Genomic DNA, 25,647 nt, shown 5'->3' with positions numbered 1-25,647 from the left:
GAGCGCCGGCCGGCCCGCCGGGGAGCGGTCCCGGTGCCAGCCCGCCTCGGCGAGCAGCGACCGGGCGGCGGAGGCGTCCGCTCCGCCGACGGCCGAGCTGTTGTCCCGGTAGCCGGGCTGGCCCGCCATCAGCAGGTGGTTGCCCAGCGGCCGGGCGGGCAGGCCGAGCGGGCCCAGCACGGACCGGGCCAGCGCGGCCCGGTCCAGGGCGCGGGCCACGGCGCGGCGCACCCGCTCGTCGGCGAGCGGCCCGCGCGAGCCGTTGAGGGCGAGCTGCGTGTAGGCGGGCTCCAGCGCCTTGCGCACGGCCAGGTGCCGCAGCCCGCCGCCGCCCGGCGCGGCGCTCGCGCGGGCCGTGGTCAGCGGGCGGGGCACCGCCGCGAGCCGCCCCGGCCCGGCGGCGCCGTCCTGAGAGGCGCCGTCCTGGGCGGTGCGTTCCGGGGCGGCGCCGGTACGGGCCGGGGACGCGGGGGCGGCCGGGCTCGCGGCGGTGTCTGCGGCCTGGATGCGGCGGGCGGTCTCCCCGTCCACCTCGGCCACGTCCACGTACCCCGCGGCCAGCGCCTCGGCCCGGTCGGCGCGCGGCACCACCCGCAGGACCAGCCGGTCCAGCCGCGCCCGCCGGCCCCACCAGCGCGGGTTGCGCACGAGCGTCACGGCCCGCGGCCCGGCGCCGCCCACGCGGTACGGCCCGGCGGCGGCCGGCACCGCGCGCGTGCCGTCGTTGAAGACGTCCGGGTCGCCCGTCACCACGCGCGGGTACAGCGGCGTGAACAGCGCGCGCCAGTCGGCGTACGGCGTGGCGAAGGTCACCCGGACCTCCCGGCCGCCGTCGCCGGACTCGACCCCGGCGATGCGGTCGTAGCCGGAGTTGTGCGCCGTCCAGTAGGCGCCGTCGGTGCCGCGCAGCGCCCGCCACTGGGCGGCGAAGTCGGCCGCGTTAAGAGCGTGCCCGTCGCTCCACACCGCCTCGGGGTTGAGCCGGTAGACGACCACCTGCCGCGGCGAGCGCCGCACGACCTCCGCGGAGCGCAGGTAGTCGGGGTTGCGGTGCGGGCGCCCCTGGCGGTCCAGGGGGAACAGGGCGGGCAGGGTCGCGCCCGCGATCCGCTCGGTGCCCGCGTCGGCGTCCGTGTGGAAGACGTTGAAGGTCTGCGGCGCCGCGTCCAGCGCCCAGCGCAGCGTGCCCGTACCGGTCAGCCGCTCCCGGGGCGCCGGGGCGATGTCCTGGACGGCCGCGGCCGGATCCGGGCCGTCGCCGTCCCCGCCGCCGCATCCGGCCAGGAGGGGCAGCAGCAGCGCGCCGGCCGCGAGCAGCGACGCGGCACGGCGGCGCGGGTAGAGGAGCATGGGCGAAGTCCCTCCGGGTGCCGGGTGTCGCGGCCGTGAGCCGCGGGCGTGCGGCGCGGGCCGGGCGCGGGGGCCGCCCGGCGGGTGGCCGCCGGGCGGTCCGGCGCGACTCGGACACTCATCACATTTACGGCTCACTCAAGGCGACGGCGCGGGGTACGGCACGCCGACACGGCGGCCGGGACCGGATGCCACCCGGCCGGACGACGGCCCGTACTCCCGTACGGCGGCGGGAGGCGCCGGTAGCCCGCGGGACCGCCCGTACCCCCGCACTGGACCGCCCGTACCCCGCGCGCACTCGCCCGTAACTCGCGCGGGGCCTGACCCGCGCCTCAGCCCCGGCGGGTCACCACAGGCTCAGGACCGCCTCCACCGAGTCCGGCCCCTGCGCCGTCCCGTCCGGCAGATGCAGCTCGAACCACACCGTCTTGCCGCGCGGCGTGCGGCGGCTGCCCCACCCGGCGCTGAGCAGGCCGACCAGCTGAAGGCCGCGGCCGCCCTCGTCGGTGTCGCGGGCGCGGCGCCGGCGGGGCTGGACCAGGCCGCCGTCCCAGACCTCGCACACCAGGGTGCGGTCGAGCAGCAGGCGCAGCCGGATCTCGCCCTCGCCGTACCGCAGCGCGTTGGTGACCAGCTCGCTGACGAGCAGTTCGGTGGTGTCCGCCAGGGCCGCCAGGTCCCAGGACTCCAGCTGGGTACGGGTCAGCTCGCGCGCCCGGCCGACCGACTGGGGGTCGCTCAGCAGCTGCCAGTCGCCGACCGAATCGGCGGGCAGGCCCTGGACGCGGGCCATGAGCAGGGCGATGTCGTCCTCGCCGTGGTGGGTGTCGAGGGAGCTGAGGACGTGGTCGCACACGTCCTCCAGCGAGGCGGTGGCGCTGTCCGCGCCGCCGCGGCCGGTGAGGGCCGTACGCAGCGCCTGAAGGCCCTCGTCCAGCGCGTGGTCGCGGGACTCGACCAGGCCGTCGGTGTAGAGGGCGAGCAGGGCGCCGTCGCGCAGCTCGACCTCCGTCTCCTCGAACGGCTCGCCGCCCACGCCCAGCGGCAGTCCGGCGGGCATCTCCATCAGGCGCGCGGGGTCGCCCGGTTCGACCAGGACGGTCGGCAGGTGGCCGGCGTTGGCGATGGTGCAGCGCCGGGTGACCGGGTCGTAGACGGCGTAGACGCAGGTGGCGAGGTAGACCTCGGCGAGGTCGGAGGAGCCGTCGGCGCTCCGGCCGCCGCGCGCGGGCCGGGTGGCGGTGCGGTGCGGCGGGCCCGGCGTGCCCAGGCCCCGGCAGATCTCGTCGAGCTGGGCCAGCACCTCGGCGGGCTCCAGGTCCAGCAGCGCCAGGGTCCGTACGGCCGTACGCAGCTCGCCCATGGCCACGGCGGCGCGCAGGCCGCGGCCCATCACGTCGCCGACGACCAGGGCGGTGCGGTGCCCGGGCAGCTCGATGACGTCGAACCAGTCGCCGCCGACCTCGGTGGCCGCGTTGCCCGGCAGGTAGCGGCAGGCGATGTCGAGCCCGGCGGCCTCCGGGTCGCCGGGCGGCAGGAGGCTGCGCTGGAGGATCAGCGCGCGCTCGTGCTCGCGGCGGTACAGGCGGGCGTTGTCGATGCTGACGGCGGCGCGGGCGGCCAGCTCGACGGCCAGGGCGGTGTCGCGCTCGCCGAACGGCTCGCTGCCCTTGGCACGGGAGAACTGCGCCAGGCCCACCACCGTGTCGCGGGCGATCATCGGCACCACGAGCGTGGACTGGAGCACGGTGCCCAGCTCCGGGCTCTCGGCGCTGTCCCGGCCGGGGACGACGCGGACCTGGGCGGTGCGCAGGGCCTGCGCGCAGGGCGAGTTGAACGGGTAGCGGTGCATCTCGCCGACCTGGACGGGCTTGGGTATGCCGGGTATGCCGCCGTCGTCGGCGGTGACCGACCGGCAGCAGTCGCCGAAGGGTATGGGGCCGTCGGAGATGGCGCTGGCGAACGCGACGCGGCGCAACTCGGCGCTGCCGTCGGGCAGGCCGGGCGGCGTCTCGTCGCCGGACAGCAGGCCCTGGTGCAGGTCGACGGAGGCCAGGTCGCAGAACTGCGGCACGGCCACGTCCAGCAGCTCGCGGGCGGTGGTCTCCAGGTCCAGCGAGGTGCCGATGCGGGCGCCCGCCTCGTTGAGCAGGGCCAGGTTGCGCCGTACGCCCGCGGCCTCCTGCTCGGCGCGGCGGCGGCCGGTGACGTCGGTGGCCAGTCCGGCCACGCCGATGGGGCGGCCCGAGCCGCCGTGCAGCCGGTACAGGGACACCGACCAGCGGCGCCGCTCGGGGTTGCCCGGCACGGTGCCGACGAGGGTCAGCTCGGTCACGGGCTGGCCGGTTTCCAGCACCTGGCGCAGCGCGGCGCTCATCCGGGCGGCCTCCGCGCGCGGCAGCAGGTCCTGCGGGAGCATGCCGCGGTAGGCGTCGGCGGGGCGGCCGAAGACGGTGGCGAAGCGCTCGTTGACGCGGATCATCCGCAGGTCGGTGCCGAACAGGAAGAAGCCGAGCGGAGATTGACCGAAAACGGCCTGGGCAGCGGCCAGGTCGGTCTCCAGACCGCGCAGCGCGCCCACGTCGACGGCCACGCACAGCGCGGTGCGCTCGCCGAGCTCGGACTGCGCGGGCATCACATACACCTCGGCCAGCCCGCGCGCGCCGCCGCCGTCCGCGGTGGAGCGGTAGGGCACGAGGCCGGTCCACTCCCGGCCGTCGAGGATGTCGGCGACGGCCCGGCGGCCGGTGTCCCGCAGCGCGCGCGGCACGAAGGCCTCGACCGGATCCCGGCCGATGGCCTGAGCGGCCGTCAGTCCCAGCAGCTCCTCGGCTCGTTCGCTCCAGTGGGCGATACGGCCGTCAGGGCCCAGGGAGAAGGAGGCGACGCGGATGTAGTCGTAGAACGAGCCGGGCGGGTTGATCTGCCAGACCTGCGATTCGACAGTCTCCTCGGGCTCTCCGGCCCCCGGTGGCTTCTCGCTCACGTGCCCGTCCCCTCCGGCTCAGGGTGCTCCGACCGGCCTCCGTTGCCTCCGTTAGCCGAGTATCCAGCACAGCGGCCGTCTGGAGTACGGTCATGACGATCACAGCACCATCTCGGCCGCCTTGGTCCCCTCCCGGGCGCCGATCGGACAGCGCTGTTGATCAGCACCCCAGTGAGCCCAAACCGGGGAGAGCCGCCGCGAACCGCCCGAATCGCACCGAGTAAGGGCCGACTGAGTGAAGAGCGGGCGAAGCGTACGCGCCACGCGCGCACCGAACCGTCGTTCCGCATGGTGGACGTGAGGGGCGGGTGGCGCGCGCTTCCGGCCGCGGTGGTCAGCCGCGGCCGGAGGCGGCCAGGCCGTGGCCCGGGTCATGCCGGGCCGGGTCGGGTCGGGCCGGGAGGCCCGGTGGCCCAGAAAGCCCGTTAGGGGTTGGTCCGGGCGGCCGTACGCTCCACGACGTACAACTGCTCGTCACCCTGACTGTGCAATCGGTCGGCCACCTCGCGCGCCTCGGTCTCGGTGGCGAAGCGGCCGACGCGATAGCGGTTGCCGTTGTCGTCCTGCCGTATGACCAGCCAGGGCAGGACGACCCCGCTGTCCGTCATCACTGGCCTCCTGGCGGTGCCGTGGAACGCTCCAGCGCACCCCGCACGGCACCCTGTAAGGAAATTCCTGTCCGCATATGCCTGAGCGTACGCCCAACCCTCACACGGCGGATTTGAAATCTCGGCAGGAGGGAGACGTTTCGGCCGCAGACGGCCCGGATGTACCAGCTCCGAGGCGTCCGACCGGCCCGTACCGACGGTATCAGACCCCTGGACCGGCCGGACTTCGGCCACCCGCGGCCGTACGGACCACCGGCACCGGCATGAGCACCGGCTCGCCCCTGCGGTCCTTGCGGCACGCGTCGTGGCACGTGGCCTCCAGCGAGCAGCACAGCGAGCAGACGGGCCCGGCGTGCACCGGGCAGTCGGCGATGTCCGGCAGCTCGTACGCGGTCTCGCACACCGCGCAGGTGTGGGTGGCCGTGATGTCCGCCACCCGGACGTCCGGCCCGTTCACCGGGTTGGTCCTGGCCAGGTAGTAGCGGCCCTTGGTCAGCCAGGCCAGCAGCGGGCACAGCACCAGCGCCAGGCCGCAGGCCAGGAAGGTGGAGAACGCCTTGGCGTGCTCGCCCCACACGCCGGAGAACGCGGTGATCGACACCGCCGAGGCCACGGCCATGGCGCCGAACCCGGCCGGGTTGACCGCGTACAGGTACGCGCGCTTGAACTCGATGTACGGCGGACTCCAGCCCAGCCGCTTGTTGATCACCAGGTCGGCGGTCACGGCGGCGATCCAGGCAATGCCGACGTTGGAGTAGAAGCCCAGCAGCGTGTTGAGCGCCGAGAACATGTCCATCTCCATCAGCGTCAGCGCGACCGCCAGGTTGAGGAAGATGTACCAGACCCGGCCCGGGTGGCGGTGGGTGACGCGGGAGAAGAAGTTGGACCACGACAGGGACCCGCTGTAGGCGTTCGTCACGTTGATCTTGATCTGGGACACGACGACGAACAGCGCCGCCACGTACAGCGCGGACGAGGCCAGCCACGGCCGCAGCGCCTCGACCTGAGGGGCGATCGGCTCCAGGGCGTGGCTCTCGCCGACCGCGTCCAGCGCCACGAACGCCAGGAACGCGCCGCCGATCTGCTTGGCCGCGCCGATGACCACCCAGCCGGGCCCGGCCGCCAGCACCGCCAGGTTCCAGCGGCGGCGGTTGTGCTCGGTCTTCGCGGGCATGAACCGCAGGTAGTCGGCCTGCTCGCCGATCTGCGCGATCAGCGAGAGCGCCACGCCCGTCCCCAGCCCGTAGCCCACCCAGTCGAAGCCCGCGCCCGCGCCCTCGGTGCCGCCGAAGGAGCCGAACGCGCTCCAGGAGCCCGGCGCCTCGAAGGCCAGCACCACGAACGGCAGCGCCAGGCCGATCAGCCACAGCGGCTGCGTCCACGCCTGCACCTTGGCCAGCGCGCCCATCCCGCGGAAGACGATCGGTATGACGATGAGGGTGGTGAGCAGGTAGCCCAGCGGCAGCGGGATGTGCAGGGCCTGGTGCATGGCCTGCGCCATGATCGACCCTTCGAGCGCGAAGAAGATGAAGGTGAAACTCGCGTAGATCAGCGAGGTCAGAGTCGACCCGAAGTAGCCGAAGCCGGCGCCCCGGGTGATCAGGTCCATGTCCAGGCCGTACTTCGCGCACGCGCGGGCGATCGGGATGCCGGTGAGGAAGATGATCACGGCGGCGGTGAGGATCGACGCGAGGCCGCTGGTGAAGCCGTAGGTGAAGACGATGGAGGCGCCGATGGCGAAGTCGGCGAGGTAGGCGATGCCGCCGAGCGCCGTGGAGGCGACCATGGCGGGCGACCAGCGGCGGTAGGCGTACGGGGCGTAGCGCAGCGAGTAGTCCTCGCGGCTCTCGTCGGCGGCGAGCCGGGCGTAGCCGCGCCGCGGCGCGCGCGGAGGCCCGGCCGCGACCCCCGGGGCGTCCGGAGCCTGGAGCGTCCCCGGCGGCCCCGGCGTCCCCGGCGGCCCCGGCTCCCCGGGCGTCCGCGGCGGCTGGGGCGGGGGCTGCGGCTGGGGCGCGGCGCTGTCCGTCATGGCGGCCTCCCTGTGGTACGGACCGGGCGGACCGCGGCCTGACGGCACGGCCCGCGCACATATGGCCGAGGAAGGTAGAAGTCGGACATGACAGGGCGCGGCGGCGGGCCGTTGCCGGTCGGTTACGGCAGGCGGTAGGCGGTTAAGTCCGGGTGAACGCGCCCGGACGGGCTGACCGGTTATCGGTCGGCCCAGGTCGAGCCCGGGTAGGCCCGGGTCGGCCCGGGTACGGCCGGATCAGGGCCGCTTGACAGGCAGGTGGTACGCGACCCGGTACCGCTCGGCGAGCACCACCACGTCGGCCGTCTCCACCGGCCGACCGCCCGCGTAGTACGTGCGGGAGACGACCAGGACGGGGTGCCCCGGCCCGCCGCCGAGCGCCGTGGTCTCCTCCAGCAGGCCGGGCCGCGCGCCGACCTCCTCCACCACGTTGTCCACCACCAGGTCCAGGGCGGCCATCCGCTCGACCACCCCGCGGCCGCCCAGCGGGCCCTCCTCCGGCAGCATCACCGGCGTGCGCCCGGTGAGGTCCAGCGGCTCCCAGGAGGTGGACAGCATGACCACCTCGCCCGCCACGCGGAAGCGGTAGCGGGTGCGCATCACCCGCGCGCCCGGCTCGACCAGCAGCCGCCGGGCGGTCTCCGCGTCCGCCTCCCGCTGCTCGCTGACCGCCTGCCAGGTGCCCGGCACCCGCTCGTCGGCCTGCTCCTGGCGGAAGGTCGAGGACTCGGCCGCGGTGCGGTAGCCGGTACGGGCGAGCAGGCGCGGGACGGGCCGCTCGCGCACGTACGTCCCCGAGCCGGAGCGGCCCTCGACCAGGCCCTCGGCCTTCAGCACCTTGCGGGCCTCCAGGGCCACGGTGTCGGACACGCCGTACTCCTGGCGGAGGCGGGCCTGGGAGGGGAGGCGGGAGTGCGGCGGCAGCTCCCCTGTGGTGATCTTCTTCCGGAGGTCGTCGGCGATTCGCAGATAGGCGGGCTGGTCACCGAAGGCCACGTGCGCTCCCATAGATCGACAAGTCGTCACCAGCTTGGCAACCGGTGATCGTCGCCCGCAACTGGCGGGCAGGGCTTCACCGGAAGTGGTGAAACGCCGGGTCGGAACGTTTAATCCGGCACGGCTTCGACCACCTTCGACACACACTGTCCGAAAAGGTCAACGAGGGGGCGGCGGCTCGTGGCTGACGTCCCGTACGCGGCCCCGCGCGTGCCCGGGCGCGGGCGTGCGGGGCCGCCGGCGGGTGGCGGGAGACGCGCCGGGCCGCCGGACCCGCGGCGTCCTCCCCGCAAGCGTCAGCGGGCGCCGGGGCGTCAGCGGACGTCCGCTGACGCCCCGGCGCCCGCCCGCCGCGCCGCCCCGCGACAGTGCCCGCCGAAGCCCCACCGCAAGAGCCGCCCACGAGCCACGAGAGCGCCGCGAAGCGCCACGAAAGCGAGGAGCCCCGTGCCCCGTCGCCCCGCCGCCCTGCGGGCCCCCGCCACCAGCCGGAATCCCGCCGACGGCCCCCGGGCCCGCGCGGTCCCTCCGGCCGCCGCCGCGCCGCGAACCGCCGCCGTCCCCCGGGCCGCCGCCTCCGGAGCCCCGACCTCCGGAGCCCCGACCTCCGGAGCCTCGGCCTCCGGGGCCGCGACCCCCGGGACTCCGGCCCCCGCAGCCGCAGCCGCCTCCCGGACCGCCGCCGCCCTGCGCACCGCCGCCCTGCCCGGGGCCCTGCTGCTGGCCCTGTGCGCCTGCTCCGGCGGCGCCGCGCCCGCCGCCGACGCCGGCCGCCCGGTCGCGGGCGCGGCGGGCGTCGGCGACCCGCTCTTCCCCGGGCTGGGCAACGGCGGATACGACGTCACCCACTACGACCTCACGCTCGACTACCGGCCCGCCGCGCGCCACCTCGCCGCCACCGCCGAGATCACCGCCCGCGCCCTGAAGCCCCTGCGCTCGTTCAACCTCGACCTCGACGGCCTGCGGGTGCGCCGGGCCACGGTCGGCGGCCGGCCCGCGCGGGTCGCCCGGCACGGCCGCGAGCTGACGCTCACTCCGGCCGAGCCGCTTCCCCCGGACCGCACGTTCACCGTGCAAGTCCGCTACGACGGCACGCCGAAGACCCTCACCGACCCGGACGGCTCGCGCGAGGGCTGGGTCGTCACCGACGACGGGGCCGCCGCGCTCGGCGAGCCGGCGGGCTCGGCGGCCTGGTTCCCCGGCAACCACCACCCGTCCGACAAGGCCACGTACGACGTCGCCGTCACCGTCCCCGACGGCCTCACCGCCGTCTCCAACGGCGAACTCGTCCGCCAGGAGAGCCGGGACGGCCGCGGCACCTTCCGCTGGCACGCCGGCGAGCCCATGGCGAGCTACCTGGCGACGGTGGTCGTCGGCCGCTTCGAGACGGACACCGCGGGCGGCGGCGCGCGCCACGGCTACGTGGCCGTCGACCCGCGCGAGGCGGCCGCCGCGCGCCGGGTGCCCGACCAGGTCCGCGAGATCACCGCCTGGGGCGCCGGCGTCTTCGGCCCGTACCCCTTCGTCACGGCCGGCGCGATCGTCGACCACCTGCCGGACCTGGACTACGCGCTGGAGACCCAGACCAAGCCGTACTTCAACAGCGCGCCGGGCAGGCAGCTGCTCGTCCACGAGCTGGCCCACCAGTGGTTCGGCGACTCGGTCACCCCGCGCGGCTGGAAGGACGTCTGGCTCAACGAGGGCTTCGCGACGTACGCCGAGTGGCTGTGGGAGGCGGACCACGGCGGCCGCGACGCCGACGAGACCTTCCGCGACTACTACGACGGCACCGACGACCAGAGCGAGGGCATCTGGGACTTCCCGCCCGCCGACCCGCCGAACGCCGAGCACCTGCTGGACGCGCCGGTGTACGGGCGGGGGGCGATGGTGCTGCACAAGGTGCGGCAGGCGGTCGGGGACCGCGTCTTCTTCGCGATCCTGCGGGACTGGACCGTGCGGCACTGGCGCGGGAGCGCGGACACCGCGGAGTTCACGGCGCTGTGCGAGGAGAGGTCGGGCCGGGACCTGGGGAAGGTCTTCGACGTGTGGCTGCACGGGAAGGGGAAGCCGGACCGGCCGTAGCCGACCGGGCCGGCACACCGACGGCCGGGGCCCTGGAACGGACCGCCGCGCGACGGCCGGCCTCAGCGGGCCGGCCGCAGCCCGAGCACCCGCTCGACGTCCAGCAGCCGGAAGACCCGCGTGACGATGGCCGCCTGCACGCCCACCACCCGGAAGGCGACGCCGTCCGCGCGGGCCCGCTGCCACGCGCCCAGCAGCGCGTTCACCCCGGAGCAGTCGCAGAACGACACGCCCGCGAAGTCCACCTCGACCAGCGGGCGGCCGCCGGCGACCGCGGCCTGGAGAGCCTGCCGCAGCCCGGGGGCGGTGGCGAAGTCCACCTCCCCGGCCACGCACACGATGGCCCGGTCCTCGGTCAGGAAGACGGAGGTGTGGAGTCCTTCGACGGGGGTCATCGGCCTCCTGCCACAGTTGCACTCGCGGTTGCGCCCTTGTCGACCGTAGCGCCTACGGGCCCGTAGCAGCACAGTGACGACCTCACGAATCGGGCTCGGAACGCGGCCGGCCGCCCGGGCCCGGCCGCTACCATCGAAGAGATGTGCGCAGGTACCGCCACAGGCAAGGGACATCGCCATATGCCACCGCTGCCGACGTCGCCGGTCCACGGGACGATCCGGGTGCTCCTGGTCGAGGACCACGACATGGTGGCGGAGGCGATCGGCCTGGCGCTCGACCGGGCGGCGGGCATGGAGGTGGTGGCCCGTTCGCGGTCGATCGCGAGCGCCCTGGCGGACACCCGCCGCTGCCGGCCCGACGTCGTCGTCCTGGACCGGCGCCTGCCCGACGGCGACGGGATAACGGCGATCGGCCGGCTGGAGGCCGCCGCCGACGGCGTACGGGTGCTGGTGCTGACCGGCGACGCCACCGCCGCGGCGGCCACCCAGGTGGTGGAGGCCGGCGGCGCCGGCCTGCTGCTGAAGTCCGCGCGTCTGGACGAGCTGGAGGCGGCCGTGCGGCAGGTCGCCGCGGGCGAGGTGGTGTTCGCCCAGGGGCTGCTGGGCGGGGTGCTCGACCGGCTGACCGGGCGGGTGCGCTCGGCGGGCGCGACGCTCACCCCGCGCGAGCGGGAGACGCTGCCGCTGCTGGCCGAGGGGCTCAGCACGGCGGAGATCGGCGAGCGGCTGAACGTGGCGCACAACACGGCCCGCAACCACGTGCAGCGGGTGCTGGAGAAGCTGGGGGCGCGCTCGAAGCTGGAGGCGGTCGCGATCGCGCGCCGGGAGGGGCTGCTGGGTTGAGGCGGTGGCGCGCCCGTCGGCGCGCGGGTGCGGCCATGCGCCGCTCGGGACGGAATGGGCCGGAACCGTCGGCCCGGAGGGCAGCGGCGGCGCCCCGGAGAGAGGCCGCGCGCGGAGCCGGAAGACACCTCCCTGGCGCGTATGCACCATGCACGGCACTGCACACACACTAGAGGCCCTGACATCTCTGCGTCTCGTGACCAAGCGGCTCATACCGGACAGTGCAAGGATGGAGTCCCGGTCCCTGGCGTACGAGGTGGAGCTGAGCCTGCCCGAGGATGGCGGCAGCACGGCGCGGGCCCGCGACTTCACCCGCGAGATACTGGCCGGTAGCGCCTACCAGGGCCGCCACGACGACGTCGTCCTCGTCGTGTCCGAGCTGGTGTCCAACGCCCTGCGGCACGGCCACGGGGCGCCCGTGCTGCGCCTGCTCGGCACGGCCGGGCGGATCCGCGTCGAGGTGGCCGACGACAGCCCGGTGCCGCCGCGGCCCCGGGACCCCGGGCCGGACGGCGGCCTCGGCCTGCGGCTGGTGGAGCGGCTGGCCGTCCGCTGGGGGTGTACGCCGTACGACCCGCGGCAGCCGGAAGCAGCCGGAACACCGGGAAAAGTGGTGTGGTGCGAGCTGGCGCCGTAGCGCCCGGGCCCGGGCAGGCGCGGGCGGCGGCGTCCGTGGCGGCGCCGCGTGCGGGCCGTGCGAAGCTCTACGGTATGCACGGCGGTACGCATGGCTCCCCTACGAACCGGCGGCTCGGCGACGACGGACGCCCCGGCCTGCCCCGGCGGCCTGCCGAGGCCCGGGGCCCCGCCGAGGACCGGACGCCCGCCGACGGCTCCGCGGCGGCCGCGCCCGGCGGCGCCCGGCCGCCCGGCGTGCACGTCTCCCACGACTACCCGGTCGAGACGGCGACGCTGTCCCTGCTGGTGCGCAACGTGGTGGACTACGCGATCTTCCTGCTCGACACCAGCGGCCACATCGCGAGCTGGAACCCGGGCGCCGAACGCATGAAGGGCTACCGCTCCGAGGAGATCATCGGCAAGCACTTCTCCGTCTTCTACCCGCCCGAGGACATCGCCGCCGACAAGCCGGGCCGCGAGCTGGAGATCGCCGTCGCCGAGGGCCGGCTGGAGGACGAGGGCTGGCGCGTCCGCCAGGACGGCACCCGCTTCTGGGCGAACGTCGTCATCACGGCCCTCATCGACGACACCGGCGAGCTGCGCGGATTCGGCAAGGTCACCCGCGACCTGACCGAGCGCCGCAGGGCCGAGCAGGCCCTCACCGAGCGGCGGCGGCTGCTGAGCCACCTCGTGGAGGCCCAGGAGCAGGAGCGGCGCCGGATCGCGTGGGACGTGCACGACGACTCCATCCAGGCCATGGTCGCCGTCGGCATGCGCCTGCAACTCCTGGCCGGCCGGATACCCGAGGAGCACGCGGCGGCGCTGCTCCGGCTCGACGAGTCCGTACGCGACGCCGTCACCCGCCTGCGGAGCCTGACGTTCCGCCTGCGGCCGCCCGGGATCGACCGGCACGGGCTGAAGGAGGCGCTCACCAGCTACCTGGACGACGTGCTGAGCGGGTGGGGGCTGCGCTACACCTACCGGCACAGCCTCGACCGCGAGCCGCCGCCCGAGACGGCCGTCACCATTTTCCGCATCTGCCAGGAAGCCCTGACCAACGTGCACCGGCACGCCCGCGCGACGGCGGTCGCGATCTCCTGCGGCTCCGTGGACAACGGGGTGCTCACCCGCGTCACCGACGACGGCGTCGGCATCGACCCGCGGCACAGCGCCCTGGCGGGCCTGGAGCACTTCGGCACGATGGAGATGCGGGAGCGGGCCGAGACCGCCCACGGCTGGTGGACGATGCGGCCCGAACCGCAGGGCGGGACCACCGTCGAGTTCTGGCTTCCCCTGCCGCCCCCCTTCTCCCCCGCCGCGCCCGCGGCCCCGGACCTGCCGTGAGCACGGCGACGGCCGGGCCCGCCCGCCTGACGGTGCTGGTCTGCGACGACGACCCGATGATCCGCGACGCCCTGTGCGACGTGCTGCGGGAGGAGCCGGACCTGGAGGTGGTGGCGGTCGCGCGGGACGCCGACGAGGCCATCGCCCTCGCCGCCCGGCACGCGCCCGCCATCGCCGTACTGGACGTGCGCATGCCCGGCGGCGGGGCGCACGCCGCGCGCGGCATCCGGAAGCGGTCCCCGGGGACGCGGATCCTGACCTTCTCCGCCTACACCGACATCGGCGCACGGGAGGAGATGCGGCGGGCCGGGGTGACGGAATACCTGCTCAAGGGCGTGCCGAACACGGAGATCGTCGCCGCGGTCCGCCGAGTGGGCCACTCCGGGCCGGCCGCCTGACCGCCGCCGGCCTCACCCGGCGGCGCGGGCCGCGGCCACGGCGTCGGCGACGGCGCCGTGCCAGGGCCGGCCGTGGCCGGGCAGCACGATGTCGGCGTCCAGGGCCGCGACCGCGTCGAGGGACGCCCGCGCCTCGCCCGGAGCGTGCGTGAAGTACGCCGGCAGCAGCTGCGGGCCCGTGAGGCGGCTGATCGCGTGGCCGGTGATCAGCGCGTCGCCGGTGGCGACGGCGCCCGCCGCGGGCAGGTGGTAGGCGCTGTGCCCGGAGGTGTGGCCGTGGCAGGCGACCGGCACCGGCCGGCCGGGCAGGTCCAGCGGCCCGTCGCCGGGGAACGGCCGCGCGTGCTCCACCGCGACGTGCGTGAACGCCCCGGCGCGCGCGATCCGCAGCCCCCAGGCGAAGACGTTCGGCCGCCAGGAGCGCCGGGCCACGTCCATCGCCGTGGCCTGCTCCAGGTGCTCGCGCCGGGCGTGCGGCACCTCGCGGGGATTCATGTACACGGGCACGCCGTAGGTGTCGTGCAGGTGGTTCAGCCCGCCCACGTGGTCGACGTGCGCGTGGGTGAGCAGGACGCCGCGCACGTCCTCGGGCCGGCGGCCCAGCGAGCGGATGGAGGCCTCCAGCACGGCGACGTCGCCGATCCAGCCGGAGTCGATCAGCGTGAGGTCGGTGCCCTCGCGCAGCAGGATCCAGTTCACGTCCGTCCCGCCGGCGCAGAAGACGTCCTTGGTGACCTCGGTGACTTCGTGGCGACGCACGGGCGGCTCTCCCTTCACCCCACTGCTGTAGGCACCAACTGCCGTAGTCGGTACGCGTACTTGTAGCACGTACGGATCGGCGCGGGCCCACCCGGCCGGCCGCTACCGGTCCAGGTTCTTGACGGCCTGATCCTGCCAGGCGGGGTTGGCGGTGAACTCCGGGGCCGGCCCGGTGAACGCGGCGCCCGCCGCGGAGTCGCCGCACAGGTGGTACCTCAGCCACGCCGTCAGGTACCCGCGGAAGCCCCCGCCGTCGCCCTCGACACCGCCGTGGTCCGCCTGTCTCAGCACGCCGACCGCCGCCGGCCCCGGCACCCGGTCGAAGTACCCGCGCTGATCCCACGGCGGAGCCGACACCAGGTCACGGCCGCCGCCGAGGAAGAGCACCGGCCCGGCCAGCCGCTCCACGTGGAACCGGTCCTTCTCCGCCACCCATACGGGCGCCGGGAGCGCCACGCACACCGTGACGGTGATCAGTCCGCCGGACTGGACGGTGGCGTTGACCGCGCCGCCCGCGCCCTGCGAGTGGCCCACCGCGCCGACGCGCCCGAGGTCCAGCCTGCCGTGGAAGACGCTGCCCCGCCTGGCGTTCTCGCTCGCCAGCTGCCGGACTCCGGCGAGCAGTTCGGCGCCGGTGCCGACGCGGCCGCTGACCGACGCGACGACGACGAACCCCCAGGAGGCGAGGCGGGCCAGCAGTGCCCCGTACTGGAGAGGCGTGTTGCCGGAGCCGTTGCCCCAGGTCAGTACGGGGTGCCGGAATCCGCCCGCGCCCAGCACCCGGGGGCGGACGAGGACGTACCCGGGGCGGAGCTCCGCCGTGACGGCGTGCGGCCCGGCGGCGGCGTAGGCGGCTTCCACGGCGCCCGACGCGCGGACGGGCGCGCCGGGGACTGTCCCGGAGGCCCCGGCGGTCTCCGCGCCCCCCGTCGCCACCACGGCCCCGGCGCCGCCGAGCAGAGCCAGGGGCCAGACCAGCGCTCTACGACGCGGTACTCCGGGCACGTCCGCCACCTCCGTCTCAGCGGCCCGAGCCGTTCGCCGGATCGCGACACCGCGACAGCAGACACAGAACTCGACCGGCAATCGAGGTACTGTATAGTTTCTCAACGATTCCCGCAAGCGGGCCCGCTGGAGCCCCTGCGGACCGCCCGCCGTACGGGCCCGTCAGAACGTGTGGCGCGCCAGCACGTACCCGCGGCGGGTCTCCGCCTCCTGCGGGTAGTGCGTCCGCTCCAGCCGCGCCTCCACGGCGAAACCGGCCTCGGCCAGGTGCTCGGCGACGGTGTCGGTGTCGAAGAACCGGAAGTCCACGTCCACCTCGTGGCCCCACCACTCGGCCAGGTGCCTGGCCTCCGCGCCGATGTGGAACGCGACGAGCAGCCGGCCGGAGGGCCGCAGCACGCGGCGCATCTCCTCGAACGCGGGCCGCAGCTCGGACGGCTTCAGGTGGATGACCGAGTACAGCGCGACGGCCGCGCCGAACTCGCCGTCCGCCGCGGGCAGCCCCAGCAGGTCGCCCTCGCGGAACTCCGCCTCCGGGTGCTCCCGGCGCGCGAGCGCGACCATGGCCGGCGACAGGTCCACCCCGACCGCCCGCACCCCCCGCTCCGCGAGCCACGCCGTGACATGCCCGGGCCCGCACCCCAGGTCCGCGACGGGCACACCGGGCTCCGCCTGCTCCACGAGCGCGGCCAGCAGCGCCCGGTCCAGCGGCTTGTACGCCAGCTCGCCCCCGATGCGGGCCCGGTACTCCTCGGCCACGGCGTCGTAACTGCGCCGCACCCGGCCGTGATCGCTCGCGCTGGACATGGGCCCAGCATCGCACGCGCCCGCCCCGGCGGGGCGGCCCGCCTGGCGCAGCCGTCAGCCCGCGCGCAGGGGCGGGCCCTCGCCCCGTTCACCCCTACGGGTTCACGGCGGGGCGTCCCCGCTTCCCGCGCGTCGGGGACCTGTCGCGGCGCCGATGACCTCGTGGCTGACCGCCTCCGGAGTCGCTACGGTGGAGCCATGACCGCACTGCCCGACTGGATGCGCCCGCCGCGCGCGGAAGGCTGGTTCGCGGAGGATCTGGACCGCCTCCCCGAGGCGCCCCGCCACACCGAGCTGATCGACGGAGCACTCGTCTTCATGATGTCGCCGCAGCGGTCGTGGCACGGCCGCCTCGTCACCGGCCTCACCGTGGCACTCATGGCCCAGGCCCCCGTCGGCATCGAGGTCGAGCGGGAGATGACCATCCGGCTCGACGACCGCAACCGCCCCGAACCAGACCTCTTGCTCACCACCGCCCCGTACGACGCGGACCGCACCTGGTACGCGCCTGAGGACGTCCAACTGGTCATCGAGGTCGTCTCACCCGAGTCCGCGCACCGGGACCGCACGGTAAAACTGCACAAATACGCGGAAGCGGGTATCCCGCACTACTGGCGCGTCGAAGACGAGGACGGCGCCCCCGCCGCCCACGTCTACGAGCTGGACGCACCCACCCGCGCCTACGCGCCCGCCGGCATCTTCCGCGGCACCCTCCGACGCCCGGTGCCCTTCGAGATCAGCCTGGGCCTCGACACGCTCACCCCGCCGCGGAGCGGCTGAGGGACCGGCACGGGAACAGACGGGCTCAGCCGAGTCCGTCCCCTTCTGGCCCGCGCACCCGCGAGCTACGCGGGAACGGACCGGTCACACGTTGAAGCGGAACTCGACGACGTCCCCGTCCCGCATCACGTAGTCCTTGCCCTCCATCCGCGCCTTGCCCGCCGCGCGCGCCTCCGCGACCGAGCCGACCGCGACCAGGTCCTCGAAGGAGACGACCTCGGCCTTGATGAAGCCCTTCTGGAAGTCGGTGTGGATGACACCGGCCGCCTCCGGGGCCGTGGCGCCCTTCTTGATCGTCCAGGCGCGGGCCTCCTTGGGGCCCGCGGTGAGGTAGGTCTGGAGGCCCAGGGTCTCGAAGCCGACGCGGGCGAGGGTGGTCAGGCCCGGTTCGTCCTGGCCGACGGACTGGAGCAGCTCCAGGGCCTCGTCCTCGTCCAGCTCGGCGAGGTCGGCCTCCAGCTTGGCGTTGAGGAAGATGGCCTCGGCGGGGGCGACCAGGGCGCGCTGCTCCTGCTTGAAGGACTCGTCGGTCAGCTCGTCCTCGTCCACGTTGAAGACGTACAGGAACGGCTTGGTGGTCAGCAGGTGCAGGTCGTGCAGGAGGGCGGCCTGCTCGGTGCCCTGGACGATGCCGGCGGAGAAGAGCGTGCGGCCCTCGTCCAGGATGGCCCGGGCCTCCTCCACCGCCTTGACCTTGGCCTGCTTGTCCTTCTGGATGCGCGACTCCTTGACCAGGCGCGGCAGGACCTTGTCGACGGTCTGGAGGTCGGCGAGGATCAGCTCGGTGTTGATCGTCTCAATGTCGTCCTTCGGGGCGACCCGGCCGGCCACGTGGACCACGTTGTCGTCCTTGAAGGCGCGGATGACCTGGCAGATCGCGTCGGACTCGCGGATGTTCGCCAGGAACTTGTTGCCCAGGCCCTCGCCCTCCGAGGCGCCCCGGACGATACCCGCGATGTCCACGAAGTCGACCGTGGCGGGCACCTTGCGGTCCGAGCCGAAGACGTCGGCCAGGGTGTCCAGGCGGGGGTCGGGGACGCCGACGACGCCGACGTTGGGCTCGATGGTGGCGAACGGGTAGTTGGCCGCCAGCACGTCGTTCTTGGTCAGGGCGTTGAACAGGGTCGACTTGCCGACATTCGGCAGGCCGACGATTCCGATCGTGAGCGACACGTTTGGCGACTTCCCGTAGCGAGAGCTGGCGGCGGTGTGGTGTGTGGGTGCGGACGGCCCGCCCGCCGCCGGGCCGGTCCGGTGCACCAGTCTACGGGGCCGGGGGTGCGGGGCCGGGGGCCCTCCGGTCGGCGGTACGGCCCGGACGGCGGTACGGCCCCTCGGCGGCGGGCCGTCCCGGTCGGCGCGGGTGCTCGGGGCCGGGCGCGGGTCCGGGTCGGGTCCGGGCCGGGTCGGGTCCGGGTCGCTGTCGAATCGAACGAGGCTCCGGGCGCCTGTCTGTCACTCGAACACACTGCCAAAGTCCGGCGAAAAGCGTGTCCATGCCCGCTTTCCCGCCGCGCCGCCGCCTACGTTGGTCCCGTGGAGCAACGCAGCGCACGCACCTACCGCCGCACGGCCGCCCCGCCCCCGCGCCTCGCCGCCGACGACACGGCGGACCCGGCGGAGCGGCGGGGCGTGGCGGGCCTCGCGCGCGGTCGGCGGCCGGAGCGGCCGGGCCGGCGGCCGGGGGCGGCCGGGGACCGGAGCGGCGGGCCGGCGCAGGCCGGGCCCGGGGTGCGCCTGACCGGCCTCGGAGCCGGGCTGATGGCCGTCGTCTGCATGCTCGCCGCCGGGTGCCTGGACTCGATACTGCTGTCCGGCTCCCCGGCCGCGTACGGCGTGATCTTCCTGCTCACGTGCACCGCCAGCGGGCTGTGGGTGCGCCCGGCCGACCTGGTGACCTCGCCGGTCGGGGTGCCGATCGCGTACGCGGTGGGGCTGGTGCCGGTGGGCGACGACGCGGAGGGGGTGCGCGGCCGGGTGATGAGCGTGTTCACCGCGCTGTCCCTGCACGCCGGGTGGCTGTACGCCGGGACGATGCTGGCCTCGCTGATCGTGACGTGCCGCTGGCTGGCGCTGGTCAGCCGGCGGAGACTGCGGCAGGACCGGCCGCCGGCGCGCCTGCGGCGGCCATCGCCGCGCCCACGATCCCCGCGTTGTTGAGGAGCTGGGCGGGCACGATCTCGGCGTCGACGCCCTTGATCAGCGGCAGGAACCGGTCGGCCTTGCGGCTGACCCCGCCGCCGATGACGAACAGCTCGGGCGAGAACAGCATCTCCAGGTGCGCCAGGTAGGTGCCGACCCGGCCGGCCCAGTCGTGCCAGCTCAGGTCGTGGTCCTCCCGGGCCTTGCTGGAGGCGCGCTTCTCGGCCTCGTGGCCGTGCAGCTCCAGGTGCCCCAGCTCGGTGTTGGCCACCAGCCGACCCTCGGTGAACAGGGCGCTGCCGATGCCGGTGCCGAAGGTGAGCACCAGGACCGTGCCGGTGCGGCCGCGGCCCGCGCCGAGGGTCATCTCGGCGATGCCGGCCGCGTCCGCGTCGTTCAGCACGGTGACCGGGGCGGCCAGCCGCTCGCCGAGCAGGGCGGCGGCGTCGACGCCGATCCAGCTCTTGTCGACGTTGGCAGCCGTACGGGTCGTGCCGTGCGTCACCACGCCGGGGAAGGTCACGCCCACCGGCCGGCCGGACCAGCCGAAGTGGTCGGCGACCTCCTTGACGCTGTCGGCGACGGCGTCGGGGACGGCCGGGTGCGGGGTGAGGACCTTGTGGCGCTCTTCGGCCGGCTCGCCGAGGTCGAGGTCCACCGGCGCGCCCTTGATGCCGGACCCGCCGATGTCCACCCCGAGGACTCGCGCGCGGCTCACCGGGGCGAGGATTCCGCCGAGGCGGGGGCGGACGCCGCGGGGGCGGGTGTCCCGGCGAGCGCCGCCGCGGCCTCGGAGCGCAGGTCGCGGCGCAGCTCCTTGGGCAGCGAGAAGGTCAGGGTCTCCTCGACCGACCGCACGATCTCCACGTCGCCGAAGCCGCGCTCGGCCAGCCAGTCCAGGACACCCTCGACCAGCACCTCGGGCACGGAGGCGCCGGAGGTCACGCCGACCGTGGCCACGCCCTCCAGCCACGCCTCGTCCACCTCGGCGGCCTCGTCCACCAGGTGGCTCGCCCCGGCCCCGGCGCCGAGGGCGACCTCGACCAGGCGCACGGAGTTGGAGGAGTTCTTCGAGCCGACGACGATGACGAGGTCGGACTCGGCGGCGATGAGCTTGACCGCGGTCTGGCGGTTCTGCGTGGCGTAGCAGATGTCGTCGCTGGGCGGCGAGACCAGCAGCGGGAAGCGCCGCTTCAGGGCGTCGACGGTCTCCATGGTCTCGTCCACCGACAGGGTGGTCTGCGACAGCCACACGACCTTGGACTCGTCGCGCACCCGCACGTCCGCCACGTCGCCGGGGCCGTCGACCAGGGTGATGTGGTCGGGGGCCTCGCCGCTGGTGCCGATGACCTCCTCGTGGCCCTCGTGGCCGATAAGGAGGATGTCGTAGTCCTCCTGGGCGAAGCGGACGGCCTCCTTGTGGACCTTCGTCACCAGGGGGCAGGTCGCGTCGATGCTCGCCAGCCTGCGCGCCGCGGCCTCCTCGTGGACGACCGGCGCGACACCGTGCGCCGAGAAGATCACGATGGACCCCTCGGGCACCTCCTCGGTCTCGTCGACGAAGATCGCGCCCTTCTTCTCCAGGGTGCGCACGACGTACTTGTTGTGGACGATTTCCTTGCGCACGTAAATGGGCGCGCCGTACTGCTCCAGGGCCTTCTCGACGGCGATCACGGCACGGTCGACGCCGGCGCAGTAGCCGCGCGGAGCGGCCAACAGGACACGGCGGGCTGGCGTAGCGGTCATGGAACCCATCGTACTGGGCGGCCCCGACAGCGGGCCCGGTCCCGCTACCCTCACCCGCATGGCTCTGACTACCTCGGCCGAGGCGCCGATCCCCGTCGGCGAGGTGTCGCGGCTGATCGGCGGCTGGATCGACCGGCTGGGCGCGGTGTGGGTCGAGGGGCAGATCACCCAGCTGTCCCGGCGGCCGGGGGCCGGGGTGGTGTTCCTGACGCTGCGCGACCCCAGCTACGACATCTCACTGACCGTCACGTGCTTCCGGTCCGTCTTCGACGCGGTCGCGGACGGCGTGTCGGAGGGCGCGCGCGTGGTCGTGCACGCCAAGCCGGAGTGGTACGCGCCGCGCGGCCAGCTGTCCCTGCGGGCCGCCGAGATCCGGCCGGTGGGCGTCGGCGAGCTGCTGGCCCGGCTCGAACAGCTCAAGCGGTCGCTGGCGGCGGAGGGCCTGTTCGCCGCCGACCGCAAGCGGCCGCTGCCCTTCCTGCCGAAGCTGATAGGGCTGGTCTGCGGCCGGGCCTCGGCGGCCGAGCGGGACGTGCTGGAGAACGCGCGCCTGCGCTGGCCCGCCGTGCGCTTCGAGGTGCGCCCGGTCGCCGTCCAGGGCGTGCACGCCGTCACCCAGGTGATCGAGGCGGTGCGGGAGCTGGACGAGCTGCCGGACGTGGACGTGATCATCGTCGCGCGCGGGGGCGGCAGCGTGGAGGACCTGCTGCCGTTCTCCGACGAGCGGCTGGTGCGGGCGGTGGCCGCCTGCCGTACGCCCGTGGTGTCCGCGATCGGGCACGAGCCGGACTCGCCGCTGCTGGACCTGGTGGCCGACCTGCGCGCGTCCACGCCCACCGACGCGGCGAAGAAGGTCGTGCCGGACGTGGGCGAGGAGCTGGCGGGCATCGGGCAGCTGCGCGAGCGGGCGCTGCAGGGCGTGCGGGGGTTGCTGGACCGCGAGGAGCGTGGCCTGGCCGCGGCCCTGGCCCGGCCGTGCATGGAGCGCCCGTACCGCATGGTCGACGAGCGGGCGGCGGAGGTGGCGGCGCTGCTGGACCGCGGCCGCCGCTGCCTGGGCCACCTGCTGGACCGGGCCGACTCCGAACTCGCCCACACGCGCGCGCGGGTGATCGCCCTGTCCCCCGCGGCGACGCTGCGCCGCGGCTACGCCGTGCTCCAGCGGCCGGACGGCGCGGTGGTGCGGGCCGCGGCTGAGGTGGCGGCGGACGACGAGCTGCGCGCGCGGGTGGCGGACGGGGAGTTCGCGGTGCGCGTGGTGCGGGGTGGGGACGCGCGCGTGCCGCACGCCGCCGCGGCGCCGGGCGCCGTGCCGCCCGTGGTGTCCGACACGGCGGCGGAGGTGGCGGCGGCCGCGGAGGCCGTGGCGCAGCCCGTGGACGGGCCCGCGGCGGGGCGTGGTCCGTCCGGTGCCGGTGCGTCAGCCGCGGGCGCGGGCGCGGCCCGTACGGCCGGGCCGGAGTCCTCGGCCGGCGGTCCGCCGACTGCCGGGCCGTCCGCTGTCAGTCCCTCCGCATAGGCTTGCGGCCATGGCGGAGACGGAGTCGGTGCTGGGGTACGAGCAGGCGCGGGACGAGCTGGTGGACGTGGTGCGCCGCCTGGAGGCGGGCGGCACGTCGCTGGAGGAGTCGCTGGCCCTGTGGGAGCGCGGCGAGGAGCTGGCGCGGGTGTGCCGCCGCTGGCTGGACGGCGCCCGGGCGCGGCTCGACGCGGCGCTGGCCCAGGAGGCGGACGGGGAGGAGGACGGGCCGGCCGAGGGCGGGGCGGACGGCGGCGCCGTCCGCTGACGCGGCCCGGAGCGCCCGGCCCGGCGGCGCGAGCGGGAGACCGCCGTACGGCCGCCGGGAGCGTCGTACGGGCGCCCGTACGGCACGGCTCCTGCCGCAGAGGTCCGTGCGGGGCGGCCCCCGGTCGGCGCCACAAGGATTTAGTTGAACGTTAACCAATCACGGGTACAGTGGTGCCGTACGCAGACCGCTCAGCCATCCGTGGAAGGTGCGCCCATGACACTCGCCCTCGACCCCGCCGCCCAGGACCTGCTCTTCCGGGAGGCCCGCACCGCCAACACCTTCACCGACGAGCCGGTCACCGACGAGCAGGTGCGGGAGATCTACGACCTGATCAAGTACGGGCCGACCTCGTTCAACCAGTCGCCGCTGCGCATCGTCCTGGTCCGCTCCCCCGAGGCCCGCGCGCGCCTGGCGCCGCACCTGGTCGAGGCCAACCGGGCCAAGACCGCGAGCGCGCCGCTGGTGGCGGTCCTGGCCGCGGACAACGAGTTCCACGAGGAGCTGCCCGCGCTCTTCCCGCACTTCCCGGAGGTCAAGGACGTCTTCTTCAGCGAGTTCGCCGTCCGGGAGCGGAACGCGGCCCTCAACGCCGCGCTCCAGGCGGCGTACTTCATCGTCGGCGTCCGCGCGGCCGGGCTCGCGGCGGGCCCGATGACCGGCTTCGACCCGGCAGGGGTGCAGAAGGAGTTCCTGGACGAGGACCACGTCCCGGTGATGATCGTCAACATCGGCAGGCCGGGCAAGGACGCCTGGTTCCCGCGCAGCCCGCGCCTGGCGTACGAGCAGGTCGTCACCACGGTCTGAGCCCGGGCGGCGGGCGTCCCGGCGGAGCGCCAGGGCGCCAGGGCGACGCGGCCACGGGTCCGTACGGGCCCGGCCGCCACAGGCCCGGCCGCCAGAGGGGGCGTACGGGCCCGCGCGGACCTACCGCCGGTAAGCAGGCCCCGGAGGCGGCCTCGGGATCCCCAGCGGGCTCCTGGGGCCGCCCACGCCCCCCGCGGCGGCCCGGCCCCGCCTCGCGCGCTGACGGCGGCTCGCACCGGCCTCCGCCCGAGGGTCCCGGCCGGCCGGAATCGGGCTCAGCCCTCCCCGGCCCCGCCCACCGCTCCGGACCGGCCCGCCGCGGCGGCCCCGCCCGTCGGCGCGGGCTTCCCGGTGCGCAGCGCCGCGGCCATCCGCGCCAGCCCCTCGTAGGACGCGGTGCCGGTGACCACCGTGGTCACCCCCCGCTCCTCGCGGACCAGCGCGTCGTACCTGTCACCCGCGTAGCGCACCCACGCGCGGCCCTCGACCCGCTGCGTCGTGCTGGTCCTGTGCGCCCGCTGCGTGACGTCCTCGACGAACGCGGCCGCCTGGCCGTCGCTCTGCTCGACCGCCACGTACTCGTCGTCCGGGTCGAGGAAGCCCAGGTGCCAGGACGTGCCGCTCCCGGCGGCGGCCCGGGAGCCCGCGCCGGACAGGCCGCCCGCGGGCCGGTAGGACACGGAGGTCGCACGCCACCCGCGCGGCAGGCCGCCCGGCTCGGGCGCGGCCACCGGGTACGGCGCGGCGCGGCGGGCCAGGTCCAGGTCGACGCGGTAGTCGACCGTCCTGACGGAGTTGTCCCTGTCGTCGTCGTGCGGGATGCCGAAGGCGTAGATGCCCGCGGCGACGACGCCGATCGCCGCCAGCGAGAGCACCATGTCCCGGACTGTTTCCCTGCCTCGCATGCCTGCTGCCACGACCCCATGGTCTCTCATCCGGATGGCGCTCATGCGTGGGGTCCTCTGCTCACATTCGCGGCGAGGGGTTAGAGTCATGAACACCCTCGCCCTACGTGCCCCGAAAGGTGCGCAATCATGTCCGAGCATCACCTGCCGTCGCAGCTTGAGGTCAGTCCCGAAGCCCCCGACCGCAACCTCGCACTCGAACTGGTGCGGGTCACCGAGGCGGGCGCCATGGCGTCCGGCCGCTGGGTGGGCCGCGGCGACAAGAACGGCGCCGACGGCGCGGCCGTCAAGGCCATGCGGGCCCTCGTCCACACCGTGTCGATGAACGGCGTCGTCGTCATCGGCGAGGGCGAGAAGGACGAGGCGCCGATGCTCTACAACGGCGAGCGCGTGGGAGACGGGACCGGCCCGGAGTGCGACGTGGCCGTGGACCCGGTGGACGGCACGACGCTCACCGCGAAGGGTATGGCCAACGCCGTGTCGGTGCTGGCCGTCGCCGAGCGCGGGACCATGTTCGACCCGTCGGCCGTCTTCTACATGGACAAGCTCGTCACCGGCCCGGAGGCCGCCGAGTTCGTCGACATCACCGCTCCCGTCGGCGTCAACATTCGCAGGATCGCGAAAGCGAAGAAGTCCAGCCCCGAGGACGTCACCGTCGTGGTCCTCGACCGGCCCCGGCACGAGAACATCGTCAAGGAGATAAGGGAGGCGGGCGCCCGCATCAAGTTCATCTCCGACGGCGACGTGGCCGGCGCCATCATGGCCGTGCGCGAAGGCACGGGCGTGGACCTGCTGCTGGGCATCGGCGGCACGCCGGAGGGCATCATCGCCGCCTGCGCGATCAAGTGCCTCGGCGGCGTCATCCAGGCCAAGCTGTGGCCCAAGGACGACGAGGAGCGGCAGCGCGCGCTCGACGCGGGCCACGACCTGGACCGGGTGATGCTGACGGACGACCTGGTCAGCGGCGACAACGTGTTCTTCGTCGCCACCGGCATCACGGACGGCGACCTGCTGCGCGGCGTGCGCTACCGGGCCGAGACCGCGACCACCCAGTCGCTGGTCATGCGCTCGAAGTCCGGGACGATCCGGATGATCGACTCCACGCACCGGCTGTCGAAGCTGCGCGCCTACGCCTCGGTGGACTTCGACCGGGCGCGCTGACCGGCGCGGGCCGGGCCGCGCGGGGCCACGGGCTCGCGCGGCCCGGCGCAGGCCGGTGCGCGGCCGGAACTCCCGTCCCGCGCGGCGGCCTTCGCGACC

At 74.9% G+C, this 25,647-nt stretch carries 23 protein-coding genes and 1 pseudogene; 11 read left to right on the top strand and 13 right to left on the bottom strand.

What is annotated here, in order from left to right:
• The 5 genes from RKE29_RS12155 to RKE29_RS12135 all read right to left on the bottom strand — a co-directional run.
• A partial coding sequence (locus RKE29_RS12155; RefSeq protein ID WP_312005196.1) for an ABC transporter substrate-binding protein occupies nucleotides 1-1,350 on the bottom strand: 1,350 nt, incomplete at its 3' end.
• Between the two features lie 346 nt (nucleotides 1,351-1,696).
• Entirely contained in the window at nucleotides 1,697-4,336 is a 2,640-nt protein-coding gene (locus tag RKE29_RS12150) for a SpoIIE family protein phosphatase (RefSeq protein WP_312005195.1), read from the bottom strand.
• 425 nt (nucleotides 4,337-4,761) lie between these two features.
• Nucleotides 4,762-4,944: an SPOR domain-containing protein gene (locus tag RKE29_RS12145; RefSeq protein WP_312005194.1), complete on the bottom strand. Its 183-nt coding sequence runs from the start codon at nucleotides 4,942-4,944 to the stop codon at nucleotides 4,762-4,764.
• A gap of 202 nt (nucleotides 4,945-5,146) precedes the next feature.
• Nucleotides 5,147-6,973: a hypothetical protein gene (locus RKE29_RS12140; RefSeq protein ID WP_312005193.1), complete on the bottom strand. Its 1,827-nt coding sequence runs from the start codon at nucleotides 6,971-6,973 to the stop codon at nucleotides 5,147-5,149.
• A gap of 237 nt (nucleotides 6,974-7,210) precedes the next feature.
• Nucleotides 7,211-7,969 carry a GntR family transcriptional regulator gene (locus RKE29_RS12135; protein WP_312005192.1) on the bottom strand — a complete coding sequence of 253 codons (759 nt, stop codon included), beginning with the start codon at nucleotides 7,967-7,969 and terminating at the stop codon, nucleotides 7,211-7,213.
• Nucleotides 7,970-8,695: 726 nt separating this feature from the next.
• On the opposite strand from RKE29_RS12135, the gene RKE29_RS12130 reads away from it, so the two are divergent.
• Nucleotides 8,696-10,051, top strand: a complete 1,356-nt coding sequence (locus RKE29_RS12130) for a M1 family metallopeptidase (RefSeq protein ID WP_312005198.1) — start codon at nucleotides 8,696-8,698, stop codon at nucleotides 10,049-10,051.
• Between the two features lie 62 nt (nucleotides 10,052-10,113).
• Here RKE29_RS12130 and RKE29_RS12125 read toward each other — a convergent pair whose 3' ends face one another.
• Nucleotides 10,114-10,446 carry an STAS domain-containing protein gene (locus RKE29_RS12125; RefSeq protein WP_312005191.1) on the bottom strand — a complete coding sequence of 111 codons (333 nt, stop codon included), beginning with the start codon at nucleotides 10,444-10,446 and terminating at the stop codon, nucleotides 10,114-10,116.
• A 180-nt stretch (nucleotides 10,447-10,626) separates the two neighbouring features.
• On the opposite strand from RKE29_RS12125, the gene RKE29_RS12120 reads away from it, so the two are divergent.
• The 4 genes from RKE29_RS12120 (at nucleotide 10,627) to RKE29_RS12105 (ending at nucleotide 13,649) form a co-directional block, all read left to right on the top strand.
• Nucleotides 10,627-11,289 carry a response regulator transcription factor gene (locus RKE29_RS12120; RefSeq protein WP_312005190.1) on the top strand — a complete coding sequence of 221 codons (663 nt, stop codon included), beginning with the start codon at nucleotides 10,627-10,629 and terminating at the stop codon, nucleotides 11,287-11,289.
• A gap of 229 nt (nucleotides 11,290-11,518) precedes the next feature.
• The gene (locus tag RKE29_RS12115; RefSeq protein WP_312005189.1) at nucleotides 11,519-11,926 is read left to right on the top strand and encodes an ATP-binding protein; all 408 of its coding nucleotides are present in this window, start codon (nucleotides 11,519-11,521) and stop codon (nucleotides 11,924-11,926) included.
• Between the two features lie 74 nt (nucleotides 11,927-12,000).
• The gene (locus RKE29_RS12110; RefSeq protein WP_312005188.1) at nucleotides 12,001-13,251 is read left to right on the top strand and encodes a PAS domain-containing sensor histidine kinase; all 1,251 of its coding nucleotides are present in this window, start codon (nucleotides 12,001-12,003) and stop codon (nucleotides 13,249-13,251) included.
• A complete protein-coding gene (locus RKE29_RS12105) occupies nucleotides 13,248-13,649 on the top strand; it encodes a response regulator transcription factor (RefSeq protein WP_312005187.1) in 402 nt (133 codons plus the stop codon). The genes RKE29_RS12110 and RKE29_RS12105 overlap by 4 nt, the downstream gene beginning before the upstream one ends.
• A 12-nt stretch (nucleotides 13,650-13,661) precedes the next feature.
• Here the strand turns inward: RKE29_RS12105 and RKE29_RS12100 are convergent, their stop codons facing one another.
• The 3 genes from RKE29_RS12100 to RKE29_RS12090 form a co-directional block, all read right to left on the bottom strand.
• Nucleotides 13,662-14,408 carry an MBL fold metallo-hydrolase gene (locus tag RKE29_RS12100; protein WP_312005186.1) on the bottom strand — a complete coding sequence of 249 codons (747 nt, stop codon included), beginning with the start codon at nucleotides 14,406-14,408 and terminating at the stop codon, nucleotides 13,662-13,664.
• 102 nt (nucleotides 14,409-14,510) lie between these two features.
• Complete coding sequence (locus tag RKE29_RS12095; protein ID WP_312005185.1) at nucleotides 14,511-15,413, bottom strand: hypothetical protein; 903 nt, start codon at nucleotides 15,411-15,413, stop codon at nucleotides 14,511-14,513.
• Between the two features lie 162 nt (nucleotides 15,414-15,575).
• Nucleotides 15,576-16,220, bottom strand: coding sequence for a class I SAM-dependent methyltransferase (locus RKE29_RS12090; RefSeq protein WP_312005184.1), 645 nt, complete (start codon nucleotides 16,218-16,220; stop codon nucleotides 15,576-15,578).
• A gap of 198 nt (nucleotides 16,221-16,418) precedes the next feature.
• Here RKE29_RS12090 and RKE29_RS12085 point away from each other — a divergent pair, with 198 nt between their 5' ends.
• Nucleotides 16,419-17,000 carry a Uma2 family endonuclease gene (locus RKE29_RS12085; RefSeq protein ID WP_312005183.1) on the top strand — a complete coding sequence of 194 codons (582 nt, stop codon included), beginning with the start codon at nucleotides 16,419-16,421 and terminating at the stop codon, nucleotides 16,998-17,000.
• An 84-nt stretch (nucleotides 17,001-17,084) separates the two neighbouring features.
• Here RKE29_RS12085 and ychF read toward each other — a convergent pair whose 3' ends face one another.
• Nucleotides 17,085-18,173, bottom strand: coding sequence for a redox-regulated ATPase YchF (gene ychF, locus RKE29_RS12080; protein ID WP_312005182.1), 1,089 nt, complete (start codon nucleotides 18,171-18,173; stop codon nucleotides 17,085-17,087).
• A gap of 363 nt (nucleotides 18,174-18,536) precedes the next feature.
• On the opposite strand from ychF, the gene RKE29_RS12075 reads away from it, so the two are divergent.
• Nucleotides 18,537-19,160, top strand: coding sequence for a DUF6542 domain-containing protein (locus RKE29_RS12075; protein WP_312005181.1), 624 nt, complete (start codon nucleotides 18,537-18,539; stop codon nucleotides 19,158-19,160).
• Here the strand turns inward: RKE29_RS12075 and ppgK are convergent.
• Together ppgK and RKE29_RS12065 are read right to left on the bottom strand one after the other, a co-directional pair.
• A complete protein-coding gene (ppgK, locus tag RKE29_RS12070; protein WP_312005180.1) occupies nucleotides 19,078-19,860 on the bottom strand; it encodes a polyphosphate--glucose phosphotransferase in 783 nt (260 codons plus the stop codon). The genes RKE29_RS12075 and ppgK overlap by 83 nt on opposite strands.
• Nucleotides 19,857-20,897 carry a 4-hydroxy-3-methylbut-2-enyl diphosphate reductase gene (locus tag RKE29_RS12065; protein WP_312005179.1) on the bottom strand — a complete coding sequence of 347 codons (1,041 nt, stop codon included), beginning with the start codon at nucleotides 20,895-20,897 and terminating at the stop codon, nucleotides 19,857-19,859. Before RKE29_RS12065 ends, ppgK begins: the two co-directional genes overlap by 4 nt.
• Nucleotides 20,898-20,946: 49 nt before the next feature.
• Here RKE29_RS12065 and xseA point away from each other — a divergent pair.
• From xseA to RKE29_RS12050, 3 genes and pseudogenes are all read left to right on the top strand, one after another.
• Nucleotides 20,947-22,146 (top strand): annotated as a pseudogene (gene xseA / locus RKE29_RS12060) (exodeoxyribonuclease VII large subunit); the annotation flags it as partial.
• A 271-nt stretch (nucleotides 22,147-22,417) separates the two neighbouring features.
• On the top strand, nucleotides 22,418-22,675 hold the full coding sequence (locus tag RKE29_RS12055; RefSeq protein ID WP_312005178.1) for an exodeoxyribonuclease VII small subunit: 258 nt from the start codon (nucleotides 22,418-22,420) through the stop codon (nucleotides 22,673-22,675).
• Between the two features lie 216 nt (nucleotides 22,676-22,891).
• Nucleotides 22,892-23,482 (top strand): malonic semialdehyde reductase, encoded by a 591-nt coding sequence (locus RKE29_RS12050; protein ID WP_312005177.1) that lies wholly within the window; start codon nucleotides 22,892-22,894, stop codon nucleotides 23,480-23,482.
• Between the two features lie 275 nt (nucleotides 23,483-23,757).
• Here the strand turns inward: RKE29_RS12050 and RKE29_RS12045 are convergent, their stop codons facing one another.
• On the bottom strand, nucleotides 23,758-24,387 hold the full coding sequence (locus RKE29_RS12045) for a DUF4245 domain-containing protein (RefSeq protein ID WP_312005197.1): 630 nt from the start codon (nucleotides 24,385-24,387) through the stop codon (nucleotides 23,758-23,760).
• 129 nt (nucleotides 24,388-24,516) lie between these two features.
• Between RKE29_RS12045 and glpX the strand changes: the two genes are divergently transcribed.
• Nucleotides 24,517-25,548 carry a class II fructose-bisphosphatase gene (gene glpX, locus RKE29_RS12040; protein WP_312005176.1) on the top strand — a complete coding sequence of 344 codons (1,032 nt, stop codon included), beginning with the start codon at nucleotides 24,517-24,519 and terminating at the stop codon, nucleotides 25,546-25,548.
• The last annotated feature ends 99 nt before the right edge of the window (nucleotides 25,549-25,647 follow it).

It is taken from the genome of Streptomyces sp. B1866, assembly GCF_031932565.1.
In the GTDB taxonomy this organism is placed as follows: Bacteria; Actinomycetota; Actinomycetes; order Streptomycetales; family Streptomycetaceae; genus Streptomyces.
This window is presented reverse-complemented; position numbering and strand designations above follow the sequence as displayed.